This window comes from Undibacterium sp. Di26W (genome assembly GCF_049340265.1).
Taxonomy (GTDB): domain Bacteria; phylum Pseudomonadota; class Gammaproteobacteria; order Burkholderiales; family Burkholderiaceae_D; genus Undibacterium.
The window spans coordinates 152075-167706 of sequence record NZ_JBMPOR010000005.1; the positions used below are offsets into that span (position 1 = coordinate 152075).

The following is a 15632-nucleotide window of genomic DNA, read 5'->3' on the forward strand; positions in this document are numbered from 1 at the left end:
CTCGTAACAATCCCTTGCATTTCGGAGACATGCTTTAAATACCTTAATAAATACCTTACATCGTTTGCAACTATGTAAACTTTATCAATATAAGCAAGCCCGGCTTGTTCAATGCGCATGCATTTTCTTGTGCATGCGTCGCAGGCTCAGCCATACTGCCCCCACTACCAACGGCACCATGATCCCGGTGAACAGGTCAGTATTCAGATTGACACCAGTCTGCTTGATGGCTTTGCCGACATAGGAAAACAAGCCGGTCACATAATACGAAATGGCAGCTACCGACAGCCCTTCTACCGCCTGTTGCAAGCGCAATTGTTGTGCGGCACGGGCATTCATGGATTGCAGTATCTGGCGGTTTTGTGCTTCCTGCACGATGCCCACGCGGGTACGCAATAGATCATTGGTATTTGCAATTCTTTGTGCCAGCGCTTCTTGCCGGTTAAGCATGGCAACGCAGGTATTCATGGCTGGCGTCAAACGTCTGTCCATGAATTCTTCTATGGTGGGAATGCCTTCTATCCGGACCTCACGCAATTCTTCTATGCGCGCTTCGATGATCCTGAAATAAGCCTGGGAAGCAGAAAAACGATAGCTATTGTCCAGCGCCAGTTTTTCTATGCGTGCAGCCAGTCGCATGATCTGGTCCAGCAGATCATGGACTGATACACCGTCCTGCTCTGGTGCTTTGCCCTTGGCTGGTTCACCTGCCTTGACCATGGCTGCCGACAAGGCAACCAGTTCATTTTCTATGCTGTTCAGTGAAGCTGCTGCCTGATGGGCATAGGGCAGGCCCAGCAAGGCCATCATGCGATAGGTTTCGATTTCCAGTATGCGCTGCACCAGGCGTCCTGCCTGCATCGCCCGCATGTCGATATCACGTATCACGAAACGGCTGAAACCATCCGCCTGAATGACGAAATCCGACCACAGTTCGCCCCCTAGCATGACATGGCTGCCAGCCAGCACATTGCCTTCAAACACCCGCGCCAGACTACGCGAAAACTGCTCGGTACTTTCACCGTTGCGGCACAAGGCAACATGCGCTGCCACCAGCATTTTCCCCTGCAGGCGCAATAACCATTCACCCGGCAACTGGGTTACCGGCATGTGTTCAAACATCTCACCCAGGGCCGGTACTTCCGCCAGGCTTTCGGCAAAGGTATAGGTGGCAAATTCGGCATGACATTCCCACTTCAGGCGAAACCGCCCAAAGTCGTGATAAAAATATTTGGCCGTACCCGCCGGTGCCGCCACGGCAAAATGGGCGCACAGTGCCGCCAGCAAGGCATGTTGTTCATGTGCAGTGGATGTGGCTGCCTTGCTTTCAGCACCGGAATACACGGCAAGATGCGATATGCGTTCGGGTGCCTGTAATTTCAAAAAAGGACGGGAATGGATTTCCGAAGCAAGCGGAACCCGCAATTGATGATTAAGTGTGGAATAAATGATGGACATGAACGTCGGGAAAGTAAGCGTCAGCAATAATTAACGATAAGCATAGAGCGTGCCAGATCAATACAACTCTGCGGCCACGGCGCGTACGGCCTGTAACAACAGGTCGGCACCGGGTGACAGCAAATGGTCACGCTGGCGGATAATGCCGAAGGCATCCATCTTGCATGGTAATTCTATTGGCAAGATACTCAATACATTCAGCGAAGCATAGTAACGTGCCACATCCACCGGCATCACATGCAGGCTATCCGTCTGCTGTAATAAGGCAGTGATCAGCAATAAGGCCGTGGTATCGACCACATTCACCGGTGGTTCCAGCCCTGCCCGCCTGAACATCATGTCGAAGCGGTGGCGCAAGACGCTGCCTTGCAACGGCAATATCCAGGGACGGGTATTCATGTCTTGCAATTGTAGATTCGGGTGTTCCAGTAAGGGGTGGCCGATACGGGCCACGACACAGGCGGGTTCTTCGGTCAACTCTTCATAACTGAGGCTGGCACTGTTTTCCTGATCAAGGATACGGCCTATCATGAAATCCAGGCTGCCGCGCTGCAAGCGCTCCAGCAAGATATTGCTTTGCTCCATATGCACGCCTATGCGCAGTAACGGAGCCTGTTGCTTGATGCGCGCAATCGCCTTGGGCAGCAAGGCCATGCCCGGTGTCATGATGACACCCACTTCCACCTGCCCCAGCAAACCAGACCTGAGGGCGACAATATCATCATGGGCAAGTGCCAGGCTGTTCAGCGCCATGCGTGCATGACGTATCATGGTTTCGCCAAAGATGGTGGGTTCCATCCCACGTGGCAGGCGATCAAACAACTGCACGTCGAGCATTTCTTCCAGGTCCTTGAGTTGCTTGGACGCTGCTGGCTGCGTCATGTGCAGGGCTTCGGATGCGCGATGGATATTGCGATGCTCATCAAGTGCAATCAACAGCAATAATTGCCTGGTCTTCAGACGTGCGCGCAAAAACCAGTTGGGATTGGGTGTATCCATAAATGAGCAATGCCGTAATCAATATTGAATTCGCCGGGGGCATGTTGCCACATATTTTTCTGGATGTTTGATATTCCCAAAATATATTATGACGTACTGACCTGGAACGCCTCCCTTCAAGAAGAGAGGAATGCGTTCTCGCAAGCCCCGCATGATTCTAGCGATATTTCATCCGGACGTATGCTTTGTTTCAACTTTTCGCGTTTCTGTAACAACACACTGCTTATGCTGAGTACCCAATCTTCAATATCAAGCCTTGCCAGCTATTGCAGTCGCCGCCGGTGCTTTTGCAGCACTGATCACCATGATCCTTTGCACCAGGCAGAATACAAACAACAAGCTGCCTATGACGATCTTGGTCCACCATGAGCTTAGTGTGCCGTCAAAGGCAATCAGGGTTTGTATGGTGCCCAATACCAGCACGCCGGTCAGCGCACCGGCCACATAACCGACACCACCGGTCAGCAGGGTGCCGCCGATGACTACGGCAGCGATAGCGTCCAACTCTGTGCCCTGTGCATGCAGACCATAACCGGATAACATGTAAAACGAAAACAATAAACCAGCCAGCGCCGCACAAAAGCCACTGAATGCATAAATCATGATCTTGGTCCGGGCAACCGGCAAGCCCATCATCAAGGCGCTTTGCTCATTCCCACCTATGGCATATACCGCGCGCCCAAATTCACTATAGTGCGCCAGATAAATCGCCAGGCCCAGCATCAGCAAGGCAATCACCACACCCGGCGAAACAAAGACATCAAGAAATGCCAACTGGCTTTGCGACATGCTGACAAACCACGGATCATCAATGGTGATGGAATTGATACTGATCAGATAGCACAGGCCACGCGCCAGGAACATGCCAGCCAGGGTGACGATAAATGCCTGCAGTTTAAAGAAATGAATCATGGCCCCCATTACGGCACCAAACAGGCTGCCCAGCAGCAATACCAACGGCACGACTACAATGGGTGGCCAATGCCACATCTGCAGCATCCAGGCCGTGATCATGGTGCTCAGGGCCAGTACCGACCCGACCGACAGATCGATACCGCCCGACAAAATGACGAAACTCATGCCGATGGCGATCACCAGCAAGAAGGCATTATCGATGAGCAGGTTGCAGATCACCTGCAAGGACAAAAACCCGGGATAAGCCACGCCCCCCAGCACCAGCATCAGCAATAACAGGCCCACTGTCACCAGCGAGATGAAATACGCGCCCTGCGTGAGCTTGCGCAAAGTATGGAAAAAAGAAATCATGTCGGGGAAGTCGTATTGTGCTTGGAAGGACGTTTGACGCGTGCCACGGCACGTTGCCAAATGACTTTGAATTCGGCGGATTGCGACAGGCACACCATGAATACGACGATGGATTTGACCACCATATTCACCTCTGGCGGCACGCCCATGGCATAAATCGTATACGTCAGTGTCTGTATGATGAGTGCACCGATCACGCTGCCTATCAGGCTGAACTTGCCGCCATTCAGCGACGTACCGCCCAGCGTCACCGCCAGAATGGCATCCAGTTCCAGCAAGAGTCCGGCATTATTTGCATCAGCACTTTTGATATTGGCGCTGATCATCAAGCCGGCAACACCGGCGCACAGGCTGCAAAACAGGTAGACGAAAAATATCAGGGCAGCGGTTCTGATGCCGGCCAGCCTGGCAGCCACCGGGTTGATGCCGATAGCCTGTATAAACAGGCCCAGTGCCGTTTTGCGCATGATCAGCGCGGTCAGCAAAAACACCAATGCGACTATCGTCAATGAAAACGGCAAACCAAACAAATAGCCGCTGCCTATGAAAAAATAAGGCTGGTAATACACAGTAACGATTTGCCCATCTGTCAGCAACTGCGCCAACCCACGTCCTGCCACCATCAGTATCAGCGTCGCCACGATAGGTTGCAGGCCCAGCAAAGCCACCAGCGCGCCATTCCATACGCCACACAACACCGCAGCACCCAGGGCTGCACACAGGGCCCACACCATGGGCGTGTTACTGACATATTCGGGCGTGCCGTTTTTCATGCTCAGCGTACCACCTATCAGCATGGCGGCAACCGTACCAGACAATGCCACCACGGCACCAACAGAGATATCAATGCCACGGGTAGCAATCACCAATGTCATGCCCACCGCCGTCAACATCAATGGTGCGGCACGGTTCAGGATATCAATCACGCTGCCATACAGATGGCCGTCTTGCAGCCTCAAATGAAAGAAACCGGGAATCAGCAGCAAATCAATGATGCACAGCACCAGCAATGCCAGTATGGGGCGGGACAAGGGATGCTGCAGCAAGATGGATAATCTGTTTTTCATGGACAAAGTCGGTACAGGACTGGATAGCGTTGGTGCAGCTTGTGCTGGTAGTGCTGAAGATAGCACATCGGGTACATCGGCTTTTGCTGACAGTGTCATCACGCGCCCCCTGCTATGACTTCCAGAACGGATGTTTCATCCAGTTCACCTCTTGCATATTCGCCGCAAATCTTGCGGTCACGCAGGACCAGCATGCGGTCACTGCAACGCAAGACTTCCGGTAACTCGGACGAAATGAACAAGACTGCCAGGCCCTTGCGGCACAGGGTGGAGACGAAATCCATGATTTCCTGCTTGGCTTTCACATCTATGCCACGGGTAGGCTCATCAAGTATCAGCAAACCTGGCGATGTCAACAGCCAGCGCGCCAGCAACACCTTTTGCTGGTTACCACCAGACAGCGTGCCTATCGGGGTATCGATATCGGCGGTTTTAATGCCCAGGCTTTGCACATATTCCAGCGCCAGCGCCTGCTGCTCCTTCATGGGCATGGCACGTAAAATACCGGTCCTGGCCTGCAAGGCCAGCATCATGTTTTCACGCACAGACAAAGACAATATTGCGCCTTCATGTTTGCGGTCTTCAGAGCAGAAAGCAATACCGGCAGCAATCGCATCCCTGGGGGATGAAAAATGCTGGTCCTTACCGCCCATGCGGATATGACCGCTATCAGCCTTGTCGGCACCAAACAGCAGGCGCGCCGCCTCGGTACGGCCAGCACCCAGCAACCCACAAAAACCGAGTATCTGACCGGCATTAATTTTTAAATCCATGGGCAGGATGGCCCCCTTGCGGCCCAGGCCATGCGCTTCCAGAAAAGTGACTGCTTCATTGCTTGCGGATGTCGTTCTGCTCGCGTCATCCATGCTGGATTGCAACTGCTCGGCCTCGTCCGGTGCACCTATCATTTTATTCACCAGTGCCAGCCGCGACAGATCCTGGCACAGGTATTCACCTTCCAGCATGCCATTGCGCAGCACCGTAATGCGATCCGAAATCGCATAGGTCTGTTCTAAAAAGTGGGTAACAAACAGGATGGCCATCCCCTGTTCACGCAAGCGTTTCAACACGCTGAACAGTAACTGCACTTCAGCTTCGTCCAGGCTGGAAGTTGGCTCATCCAGTATCAAGACCCTGGCCGACACACTGATAGCCCGCGATATCGCCACCATTTGCTGTATCGCCAGGGAATAATGTGCCAGCGGTGCTGTCACATCGATATCAATATGCAATTGCGCCAGTATGGCTGCCGCTTGCTGGCGCATGCTGCGCCAGTCTATGCGACCGAAACGTTTGGGATAGCGACCAATGAAAATATTTTCAGCGACCGACAGATTGGTGCACAGATTCACTTCCTGATAGACGGTACTGATACCCAGGTCTTGCGCGTCTGAGGTCGATTGCGGCTGCACCGCCTTGCCATCCAGCAAAATGCTGCCGCCATCTGGCGTATAGACACCGGTCAGCACCTTGATCAGGCTGGATTTTCCGGCACCGTTCTGGCCCATCAGGGTATGTACTTCACCGGCAAACAGGCGCAAGCCAGCCTGGCTCAGCGCTTTCACGCCGGGGAAACTCTTGTCTATGCCACGCAGTTCCAGCACAGGCGTGGCAGATGCTCCGTTATCGGATACGCTCATAATCATCAACAGGTTGGGGTACTGCAAAGGCCGTACTGTCTCCTGTCCTGCTAACCTAAGTCAGGCATACAGCGGGCAGGCAACGCTGGAAGGCGAAAAATATCTCCCCCTCCCCGCGCATTTTCAGCAATGGCCTGCAGGCTTCAGTATTTGCGATTTGGGAATTCTTTGGCCGCAACTTCAGCCGGGAATACGCCTTCTTCTGTCGTAATCCGCTTGGGTACCGGCTTACCCGCCAGCACATCACGCGCCACCTGCATCAGTTGCGGGCCCAGCAAAGGGCTGCATTCCACCGTGACATTGAGCTTACCAGCGATCATGGCTTCGAAAGCGCCTTTCACACCATCAATCGAAATAATGATTATGTCAGTACCCGGCTTCAGGCCGGCTTCTTCTATCGCCTGTATGGCACCGATCGCCATATCATCATTGTGTGCATACACCACATTGATGTTCTTGCCCTGTGATTTAAGGAAGGCTTCCATCACTTCCTTACCCTTGGCACGGGTAAAGTCACCGGTCTGGGAACGGATGATCTTCAACTTGGTATTGCCAGCGATGGCCTGTTCAAAGCCATTCTTGCGGTCTATCGCCGGGGCAGAACCCACGGTACCCTGAAGTTCAACGATATTCAGGCTGCGGTCTGGAGTTTTTTTGGCCCGCTCCAGCAACCAGCGACCAGCGCGACGGCCTTCTTCAACAAAATCGGAACCAATAAAGGTCACATACAGCGAAGTATCGGTGACGTTAACAGCCCTGTCAGTCAAAATAACCGGTATTTTGGCAGCCTTGGCTTCGCGCAGGACAGTATCCCAGCCGGTTTCGACCACGGGTGAAAAAGCGATTACATCCACTTTTTGAGCGATAAAGGAACGGATGGCCTTGACCTGGTTTTCCTGCTTTTGCTGGGCATCAGCAAATTTCAGGTTAACCCCTTCTTTTTTGGCCGCATCCTTGATGGACAGGGTATTGGCGGTACGCCATTCACTCTCGGCACCCACTTGCGAAAACCCCATTACGATAGGTTTGGCTGCCAGGGCAGATGCACTACCCAATCCGGCTATGGTGATAATGGCAAGCTGGATTGCATTGCCCACGAACGATCTACGGCTGAATGTCATGCTGGTCTCCTGAGTATTGGTTGTACCCTGCTATGTGCCCTGCTGTGTTTGAATGCATGAATGCATGGCTACAGATTCAACGGGCCTATCTTATCTGCGTAGTATAAAAGAAACAGGTATAGCCATCCAATGACTTATTTCTAGGTTGCGATACTGTTTTTGATATCTCGAAAAAACCCACTACATGACTGAGAGCCCTCAGAAATAACATGCGGCAATCAATCATAGGTGCATTAAGCGCACGCAGACTGACAAGCCTTATTGACAGCCCCATTCACCATTCGCTCCTATAGAACGCCCAACTCACCCAGAATTTTCTCTTTCAATTCCTGCAATACAGGGTTCGACAGCTTGCGCGGATGTGGAAATGGTACGTCGAAACTCGCCTGTATCACGGTCGGGCGTGGAGACAGCACCAATATCCTGTCAGCCATGAACAGGGCCTCTTCTACATCATGCGTGATCAATAACACCGTATGGCGCTCTTCCGTCAGGATACGTAATAGTTCAGTACGCATGCGCAGATTCATTAAAGCATCGAGCGCCGAAAATGGTTCATCCATGTACAGAATTTCTGGTTTGACCACCAAAGCGCGTGCTAACTCTACGCGCTTGATCATGCCACCGGAAAGTTCGTGCGGATAACTCTTTTCAAATCCTTTCAGACCAACCATCGCGGTATAGTGATCGGCCAATGCGGCCTTATCGCCAAGACCATTTCCGTTTAAGCCAAACATCAGATTTTGTTGCACCGTCATCCATGGAAACACCGAGCCATGCTGCGAAATAACAATACCTTTAGCGCTTGGGCCATGGCGTTCTGCACCATCTATGCTGACGCTGCCGGAATCAGGTTTTTCAAAACCTGAAATAATTTTCATCAGCGTCGATTTACCGCAACCGGAAGGCCCGACGATGGCAACAAATTCACCATCGGCGACGTTCAGGCTGACACCACCCACCACAGGCAAATTAAGTTTTCCCGACGTAAAACTTTTTTTGACATCCTTGACGACGATCTTACCGTCCATAACGCCACCTGACTGATTTAAGACTTTCCAGAAAGCGCATCAAGCCATCTAACACCAGGCCGATAACACCAATAATCAACATGCCCGCGATCACCAGGTCGTAGCGATTGCCTGCATTGCGTGAATCCATAATCAGGTAACCAAGGCCCGAGCGCAAGGCGATCATTTCTGCCGCTACGACCACCAACCAGGCAACACCCAGCGCAATGCGCATGCCAACGATAATTTCTGGCAGCACGGCGGGAATGATGATTTGACGGAATAGCGTAGATCGCGAGACGCCAAAATTTTCAGCCGCGCGCAGATAGCGTTTTTCTATGGTATGAACGCCTGAAGCGGTCTGCACTATCATGGGAAATACCGAGGCAAGAAAGATCAGAAAAATCGGTGACACATTACCCACGCCAAACCAAAGTATTGCCAGCGGTATCCAGGCTATCGGCGAGATGGGACGCATGATCTGAAACAGGGGATTGAGGGTGCGGTAAGCACCTTCCACGCGCCCCATCCACAAGCCCAAAGGCAGCGCAACCAGGCTCGCCAGCAAAAACCCCGCGCCCACCCGCAACAGGGAAGCGACAATATGTTCCCACAGCGTGCCGTCTGCCGCCAGTTCCAATGTGCCTGTGACTACCTGCAAAGGCGTAGGGAAGATCACGCTTTCAGTCTGCACTACCACCACCCACCAGAGCGCAATCAGGCTTGCGATCAGGGCGAGTGGTGCCAATATTTTCTTGAGTTTTTCCATATGGGTTTTTCAGTTTCTACGACAGATTTCTCGATAGTATGATGGCGTTAAACTTGTTCCAATACCATTGCAGCCGCCAGCGCAAGCGTGCCCAACCTTGCTCTGGCATCGCTGCAACGATGATGCTCATTTGCCCGCTGGCGTGCGCCGAGCATTCAAACTGGTAATCCGATGCCAGCGCAAACGGTAATCGAAAACTCTGTCCCGGCATGATCAGCACAGGGCCAAAAATTTGTGGCACATCATCCAGATTTTTCAGCAAGAGCACATCGTTCACGCCTAAAGTCAGATACACTTTGGCGGGCAATATGTCCACCTTGTCGCCCGCCATACGGCGCGCCCAGGTTCCCTTGGGTATCGCGAAAAGTTCATCACGCGTGGAAGATTGAATAGTCGCAAATGCGCCCCAGCCCACCGCACCGCAAACCATCATGAGTAAAAACAGCACAAGCCAGAAGCGCCACTGGTGGAGTAATTTCATGTTCGGCACCGGGCTATTTCTTTTGTGTGCTCAACAAAACACGCACGTCGTGCGCGACGTCATCGACACTACTGCCAAACGGCATCATACTGCGCAGACTACCTTGTCTGTCTATCAGATATAAGTATGACGAGTGCGACATGGTGTAGGCAGTCTTACTTCCTGGCACCATGTTTTTACTGGCGCTGATGCCATAATCTTTACGTACCCGTGCTAACTGTTCAGGGCTGCCGGTAGCACCAACAAAGCTGGGATCAAACGCGGCCAAGTATGGCTTCAGGATAGCTGCAGTATCGCGTTCAGGATCAACCGTCACATACACAATCTGTACATCGGCCGCCAATGCGCCAAGTTTTTTGCGCACCTGCGCCAGCATAGCCAATGAGGTAGGGCAAACGTCAAAACAAGAAGTGTAACCAAACTCAAGCACGACCAGCTTGCCGCGATAGCGACTCAGCTTAAGTTCCGTGCCATCTGATCCGCGCAAAGAAAAATCGGGGGCGATGCGTGGCGGATCAAATGCCCCGCCCTTCAGGGTGGCATCTTCTGCGGCATTCGCCATATCAATACTGCTGGAAAACAGAAGGAAAAACAGGGCGAAAAATGCTGCTTTCAATTGATAATCCTTAATGATGCAAAGCTTGCGATGGCAGAACTTAGTCAGCTCTGTATCAATTCTTGTTCAATTTTTTAGCCCATACTTAAAGCGTAATTACGACAGGCTTGATGTTCTTGACGAAACTTTCGTCAACATAAGATTCGTAGGCAATCGGGCGCTTGATGGTACTGGCTTCGAGCGAGAGCTTCATCAGATCATCGAACTCCGCCTTGATCATGCGCAAATCGCCATAGGTCACGCGGTCGGCCGGGTTTTCCATCACGAAGCGGATGATATTCGGATCTTGATTGAAGAATTTGCGCCCGGCGGCAATCGCCACCGCCTTGTTGCGGCTGACGGGCCCGGTGTCTAGCCAGGTACCGGCGGCCTGTACGTAATTCACCAGTTCTTGCACCAGCGGGCGGTTCTCTTTAATCAGCTCTTCACGTACTGTCAGTACACAACAAATATAGTTACGCCATTCGTCGCGCGTCATCGCCAGCGGCCGGGCATAACCTGCCCTTTGTGCAGCAGCACCGAAGGGCTCGCCGGTACAATACGCATCCACCGCTTTGGCATACAGGGCGGCTGGCATATCGGGCGGTGCCATCTCTACAATCTCGATGTCTTTGGGCGTCATGCCATCACGCGCCAGCATTTTGCGCAGGAATAAAAAATCGACGGCGAAGCGGCTAGGGATGGCAATACGCTTGCCTTTAAGATCAGAAAAACGTTTATGTGCAGAGTCGGTACGCACCATGATCACGGCACCGGAGCGATGGCCCAGCGAGACAATCTTCAGCGGTATTTTCTTATCGACCAGATCCATCACCAGCGGTGCCAGCATATACGCTGCCTGTATGCGCCCTGTCATCAGAGATTCTTTAATTTCTGGCCAGCCACTATATTTGCTGTATTCGAACTCAAACAAGGGGCCGCCTGCTTTGCTGCCACTACTGTTATTGGTCGCGTTGGCAACGCAAGCGATAGGCAAGGTCAGATTACAGGTGACAGGCAAGCCACCCACTACGATGGATTTGCTGGCAGCAGAGGCAAGCTGCGGTGCGGCCAAAGGCAAGGCAGAAGCCAAGCCTGCACCAAGCAGCTGCCTGCGCCGAAGGGCATGCGAAGTCAATCTATTTTCCTGAGGCATTTTTTCTACCTTCCTTGATATGCCGGTCTGACAGCGATGTGAATATGCTTCTATTTCGGAAGGAAACAGTCTACATAAGAAGCATGATTATATAGCAAGTGCCCCTTTCACCTGGCAGATTTTGCGTGGATTCCGCCGCATCAACAATGGCGCAAAACCATCAAAATGCTGGTGATTTAGATACTTATTTTGAAATAATTGGTTCGCAGCATAACAGGCGATTCCTCAGCCTGTTTTTCGATACAGGCGAGAACCCGGTGGTGATTGGTTTGGTTTATTTTTGGCGCAACACCAGGGCGTGTTGACCTGGTGAACGCCTGATGTGAAAACGTGGAAACACTACTGACCAGAAATACCGTGCAAGAAGTATTCTCGACAATCCCGGCATCAAGACTTCGCCTGCCATAACTAGTCATGGCTACCAGTGCATTTTTTCCTTGAGAAATGCGCTTAACTTGTCGGCATTGCGGATGTGCTGCGCTACGCGTGGATGGGCAGCGTAGCCAGTAAATTCGAAGAATATGGTATCTATCCTTTCTTCCGGATTGGCCTGTTTGAGACGGGCCACAGCACTGCTGACGTAGCCTGGCCATTTCGAGCCTGGCCTCATCGCATCCATGCTACCCAGTGCACACACGAAATAGGCAGATGGATAAATGGCCCGAATGGTCTTCACAAAATTCATATACGCCAGCACCCGCTGCTCATCATCAGGTTCCGGCTGCAAGCGATGTTCACGATCGATCAGCCAGGCGTCATTCTGAAACAGATTGATGACGACGACATCAGGCGTCCAGCGTGAAAAATCCCAGCGGCTATCATTTTTTCCTACCGCACTGAGCTGGTTGTAAAACTGCGGCATGGTGAATGGAAACCAGCTGATCATCAGGCCTATGCCACTTTGGGAAGTAACGTGCAATTCAGCATTTACATTACGTGCCGTAATAGCGTCATAGGTCATGAAGTTATTTTTATCTTTTGGGAAATGGTCGGGGCCATTGTCGGGCGCCTCATTGCCAGCCCCACTAGTTATGGAGTCGCCAAAAAATTCTATGCGCCGGGTTGGCCGCGTTGGCGGTATCAAAAGTGCCTCAGACTCGGCTAATTCCAGTCCCTTGAATACCGTGGCTCCCTCCTCCCCTTCAGTACGTTTAGTCAGCAGAAACTTATGTGGACCATTCTTTAAGTTGGTAGTGATGACATATTTTCGCTCCCCTTGTTGTGCCTGGATAATCAGGGGATGGGTATAGTCATCATCAATAAAGACATTGAAATAATTATGACCAAACTGGTCATCGAGCGTCACGGCGATCGATGGGCCGGTAAAGTTGGCGGCGATACTGGTGCCTGGCCAGCTAAGCTGCGGTGCCTGGCGGTTGCTGAAATCGACCCGCCCTGTATATTGCAGCTTGGGATCTGAGGCGGGAATGAAGGTGCCAGCCCACACAGCGGGTGCATTCAGCGCACCAAGAAAAAACAGCGATGCGATTTTCAGTACAGGCAGTAATTTCATATAAGTCCGTTTTGCATTTTATTGGAGCGGCTTTAGGGTGTGTTGACCTAGTGTAGTGCTGCACTAGGTACAGCCGCGAAATTTTACATCACTACTTTCAATAAATTTTATGAAAATATTATTTACGCAAAAGTCGCAAGCCGTATAAACCACCTGCAATCGACCCTGGCTGTGCAACAAAACGTACTGTCAGCTTGCCTGCTGACTTGGCCACGATATCAGCCGCAAGCGGTATGTCCAGATCATAAATATCTTCGGCATGGTCGGCAGTGAGCACCAATGTCTTGAGCAAATGGTCGTTGATATAAATATCAAATTTTCGCCCCGCATCGGTCCTGGCGAAACTGAGGCGCAAGCTGCCTGCCTTGCCGTCCTTGTCATTCAATTCGTAACTGAACCAGCCGCTGGCATGACGCCAGTGCCGTCCCAGGTGAATACCGGCATCAGCGCCATCAGCTTTAAAGAAATGATCAGATTCAGGTTGTTGCTCACCCGGTGCGACCTGGTCTATGGTCTGCGCATCCAGGGCCAGGCGTCCGGCTTCGGCGGCTGCCGCTTCGGAGCGGCGGTTAGCAAAGTTCTCTACACTGGTTTGTGGCCAGTAAATCGTGTATCGCGCTTCGTGCAGGCGGAAGAAGGGAAGCAGTGTGACATCTTGCACACCCTGCACACCCCGCGCACCCTCCTTACCTTGCCCGGTCATCATCACTGGCGCCGTAAATTGCAAGGGCTTGCCTTTGATTGGCTTGATCTTGCGCATGAAATTATCCACGTTGTCCACCAGCACAGGTGCGGCTTCCAGCGGACATACCGGTCCTTTCGCAATATGTCCCATGCGGCTATCGTCAGCGAAGAAATTCAGGTTTTCATTGGCAAACAGACTGGTTTTTGCAGCAAGTACAATAGGACCATGCAAAATCGCATAATAATTGCTGGCATCAGGCATGCGTTCCAGCGTAGTGGTCATGGGCAGGCTGATATCGACCTGGTCACCTTTTTTCCATGTCCGCCTGATATCGATATAGCTGCCCGGTGTGGCAGTAACCCTGACCGCCAGATGATTGACGCGCAATTCCAGCTTGCCGGCAGCCACCCATGCCGGGTAGCGGATTTTCAGCGTGAAGTCCTGCCCCTTCTGGATGACAATGCGCGTGCGCCCCTGATCCGGGAAGTCTGTGCTTTGCGTCAGTTCCACCTTCTTTTCGCGCCAGTTCAAGCTTGAAGGGATAAACAGATTGACATACAGGCTGTCGGCATCATGGGCATAAATAAATTCGCCATACTTGGCATGACTTTCTATGCCGGACCCCACGCAACACCACATCGCCTGCTCCACCTGTGAATACACGCGATAATGATTGGGGCGCATGGGCGTGAAATACACCAGCCCACCCGTATCCGGATGCTGTGATGACAGGATATGGTTATACAGCGCACGCTCGTAATAATCGCTGTAGCTGGCTTTCGGGTCACTCAAGAACAAGAGCTCAGTCAGTTTCAGCATATTGTAGGTGTTACAGGTTTCCGGTCCTTCCACTTCATTGATCATGGACGAGAAATTCTTATCGTCATGAAAATGCTCCTTGACGCTGTTGCCACCTATGGCCACCGTGCGATGGTCATGCACCACCTGCCAGAAAAATGCTGCTGCCTGTTGCCAGTCCTGTTGCCCGCTTAAGTCACCTATACGTTTGAAACCGATGACTTTGGGGATTTGGGTATTCGCATGCAGGCCATTGAGTTTGTCTTCCTTGCGCAACAAGGGCTGCAAAATCGCCTGGTGTGAAAAACGTATTGCCAGGTCCAGGTATTTCTTGTCGCCGGTCATTTCTGCCACGTCGGCAAACACTTCATTCATGCCGCCATGTTCACTGCGCAACATGGTTTGCATTTGCTCCTGGTTAAGGTACGTGGCAAGCTGGCCTGCCCAGTCTGCCAGTGCGATCAGCATCTGGCGCGCATCCTGATTACCGGCATAGCGATAGGCGTCACGCAAACCGGCATAGGTTTTATGCAGGTTGTACCAGGGTACCCATTTACCATTGACCGAAAAATTATCCGCCTTCAGCTTGCCATTTGTGATGGCTTGCCATGCATCTGCCCCACCGGGAATACCACCCAGATACCCTGTATGTTGCGCTTGCTGGCATTTTTTTAGTTCTGCGACAAAATAACTCAGCCGCTCAAGCACCTGCGTGTCGCCAGTGGACGCATACATCAGCGCCAGGGCAGACAAATAGTGCCCGCCCATATGCCCGTCCAGCCCGCTGGATTCCCAGTTGCCATAGCTGGTAACCGGCACCGGCAAACCGGCTTCGCGCCGGAAAGGTGCCAGCAGTTTGTCCGGGTCCAGTGCCATCAGATAATGCAAATTATTGGTTTGCGCCTTTAGAAAGGGGCTCGCCGTCAGTCGCACATCGGCCAGGGGGAACAACTGTGCAGCCGATGCCCAGCCAGACGCCAGCATCAACGACACGGCAAAACGTGCTGCAAGCGTCGATACAGGCTTCCTGTGCATCCACCTCACGAACAACTTGTCGAATCCGGGAATATTCAT

14 protein-coding genes are annotated in these 15632 nt (G+C 52.1%); 1 reads left to right on the forward strand and 13 read right to left on the reverse strand.

The features are described from left to right. Positions 1–108 precede the first annotated feature (108 nt). The 11 genes from ACO0LM_RS08540 to ACO0LM_RS08590 form a co-directional block, all read right to left on the reverse strand. Positions 109–1458: a DUF3422 family protein gene (locus ACO0LM_RS08540; RefSeq protein ID WP_422980964.1), complete on the reverse strand. Its 1350-nt coding sequence runs from the start codon at positions 1456–1458 to the stop codon at positions 109–111. Positions 1459–1515: 57 nt separating this feature from the next. Further along, complete coding sequence (locus ACO0LM_RS08545; RefSeq protein ID WP_423036105.1) at positions 1516–2457, reverse strand: LysR family transcriptional regulator; 942 nt, start codon at positions 2455–2457, stop codon at positions 1516–1518. A gap of 249 nt (positions 2458–2706) precedes the next feature. After that, positions 2707–3723 (reverse strand): galactofuranose ABC transporter, permease protein YjfF, encoded by a 1017-nt coding sequence (gene yjfF, locus ACO0LM_RS08550; protein ID WP_423036107.1) that lies wholly within the window; start codon positions 3721–3723, stop codon positions 2707–2709. After that, positions 3720–4790: an ABC transporter permease gene (locus ACO0LM_RS08555; protein WP_422982486.1), complete on the reverse strand. Its 1071-nt coding sequence runs from the start codon at positions 4788–4790 to the stop codon at positions 3720–3722. Before ACO0LM_RS08555 ends, yjfF begins: the two co-directional genes overlap by 4 nt. 98 nt (positions 4791–4888) lie before the next feature. Beyond that, positions 4889–6430: a sugar ABC transporter ATP-binding protein gene (locus ACO0LM_RS08560; protein ID WP_423036109.1), complete on the reverse strand. Its 1542-nt coding sequence runs from the start codon at positions 6428–6430 to the stop codon at positions 4889–4891. A 143-nt stretch (positions 6431–6573) separates the two neighbouring features. After that, a complete protein-coding gene (locus ACO0LM_RS08565) occupies positions 6574–7551 on the reverse strand; it encodes an ABC transporter substrate-binding protein (RefSeq protein ID WP_423036111.1) in 978 nt (325 codons plus the stop codon). 287 nt (positions 7552–7838) lie between these two features. After that, a complete protein-coding gene (locus tag ACO0LM_RS08570) occupies positions 7839–8582 on the reverse strand; it encodes an ABC transporter ATP-binding protein (protein WP_423036121.1) in 744 nt (247 codons plus the stop codon). Next, positions 8572–9330, reverse strand: a complete 759-nt coding sequence (locus tag ACO0LM_RS08575) for an ABC transporter permease (protein WP_423036123.1) — start codon at positions 9328–9330, stop codon at positions 8572–8574. The genes ACO0LM_RS08570 and ACO0LM_RS08575 overlap by 11 nt, the downstream gene beginning before the upstream one ends. 16 nt (positions 9331–9346) lie before the next feature. Further along, positions 9347–9811 carry a cupredoxin domain-containing protein gene (locus tag ACO0LM_RS08580; RefSeq protein ID WP_423036125.1) on the reverse strand — a complete coding sequence of 155 codons (465 nt, stop codon included), beginning with the start codon at positions 9809–9811 and terminating at the stop codon, positions 9347–9349. Positions 9812–9824: 13 nt separating this feature from the next. Beyond that, positions 9825–10427 carry an SCO family protein gene (locus ACO0LM_RS08585; protein ID WP_423036127.1) on the reverse strand — a complete coding sequence of 201 codons (603 nt, stop codon included), beginning with the start codon at positions 10425–10427 and terminating at the stop codon, positions 9825–9827. Between the two features lie 85 nt (positions 10428–10512). After that, positions 10513–11544 carry an ABC transporter substrate-binding protein gene (locus ACO0LM_RS08590; RefSeq protein WP_423036129.1) on the reverse strand — a complete coding sequence of 344 codons (1032 nt, stop codon included), beginning with the start codon at positions 11542–11544 and terminating at the stop codon, positions 10513–10515. A gap of 143 nt (positions 11545–11687) precedes the next feature. On the opposite strand from ACO0LM_RS08590, the gene ACO0LM_RS08595 reads away from it, so the two are divergent. Next, positions 11688–11867, forward strand: coding sequence for a hypothetical protein (locus ACO0LM_RS08595; RefSeq protein ID WP_423036131.1), 180 nt, complete (start codon positions 11688–11690; stop codon positions 11865–11867). 113 nt (positions 11868–11980) lie between these two features. Here the strand turns inward: ACO0LM_RS08595 and ACO0LM_RS08600 are convergent, their stop codons facing one another. Both ACO0LM_RS08600 and ACO0LM_RS08605 read right to left on the reverse strand, forming a co-directional pair. Continuing rightward, on the reverse strand, positions 11981–13075 hold the full coding sequence (locus ACO0LM_RS08600; RefSeq protein WP_423036133.1) for an SGNH/GDSL hydrolase family protein: 1095 nt from the start codon (positions 13073–13075) through the stop codon (positions 11981–11983). A gap of 118 nt (positions 13076–13193) precedes the next feature. Beyond that, entirely contained in the window at positions 13194–15632 is a 2439-nt protein-coding gene (locus ACO0LM_RS08605) for a beta-L-arabinofuranosidase domain-containing protein (protein ID WP_423036136.1), read from the reverse strand.

Excerpts from the sequence above, each read along its gene's own strand:
- ACO0LM_RS08540 (WP_422980964.1), bottom strand. The coding sequence starts at position 1,458 with ATGTCCATCATTTATTCCACACTTAATCATCAATTGCGGGTTCCGCTT.
- ACO0LM_RS08545 (WP_423036105.1), bottom strand. The coding sequence starts at position 2,457 with ATGGATACACCCAATCCCAACTGGTTTTTGCGCGCACGTCTGAAGACC.
- yjfF (WP_423036107.1), bottom strand. The coding sequence starts at position 3,723 with ATGATTTCTTTTTTCCATACTTTGCGCAAGCTCACGCAGGGCGCGTAT.
- ACO0LM_RS08555 (WP_422982486.1), bottom strand. The coding sequence starts at position 4,790 with ATGAAAAACAGATTATCCATCTTGCTGCAGCATCCCTTGTCCCGCCCC.
- ACO0LM_RS08560 (WP_423036109.1), bottom strand. The coding sequence starts at position 6,430 with ATGAGCGTATCCGATAACGGAGCATCTGCCACGCCTGTGCTGGAACTG.
- ACO0LM_RS08565 (WP_423036111.1), bottom strand. The coding sequence starts at position 7,551 with ATGACATTCAGCCGTAGATCGTTCGTGGGCAATGCAATCCAGCTTGCC.
- ACO0LM_RS08570 (WP_423036121.1), bottom strand. The coding sequence starts at position 8,582 with ATGGACGGTAAGATCGTCGTCAAGGATGTCAAAAAAAGTTTTACGTCG.
- ACO0LM_RS08575 (WP_423036123.1), bottom strand. The coding sequence starts at position 9,330 with ATGGAAAAACTCAAGAAAATATTGGCACCACTCGCCCTGATCGCAAGC.
- ACO0LM_RS08580 (WP_423036125.1), bottom strand. The coding sequence starts at position 9,811 with ATGAAATTACTCCACCAGTGGCGCTTCTGGCTTGTGCTGTTTTTACTC.
- ACO0LM_RS08600 (WP_423036133.1), bottom strand. The coding sequence starts at position 13,075 with ATGAAATTACTGCCTGTACTGAAAATCGCATCGCTGTTTTTTCTTGGT.
- ACO0LM_RS08605 (WP_423036136.1), bottom strand. The coding sequence starts at position 15,632 with ATGAATATTCCCGGATTCGACAAGTTGTTCGTGAGGTGGATGCACAGG.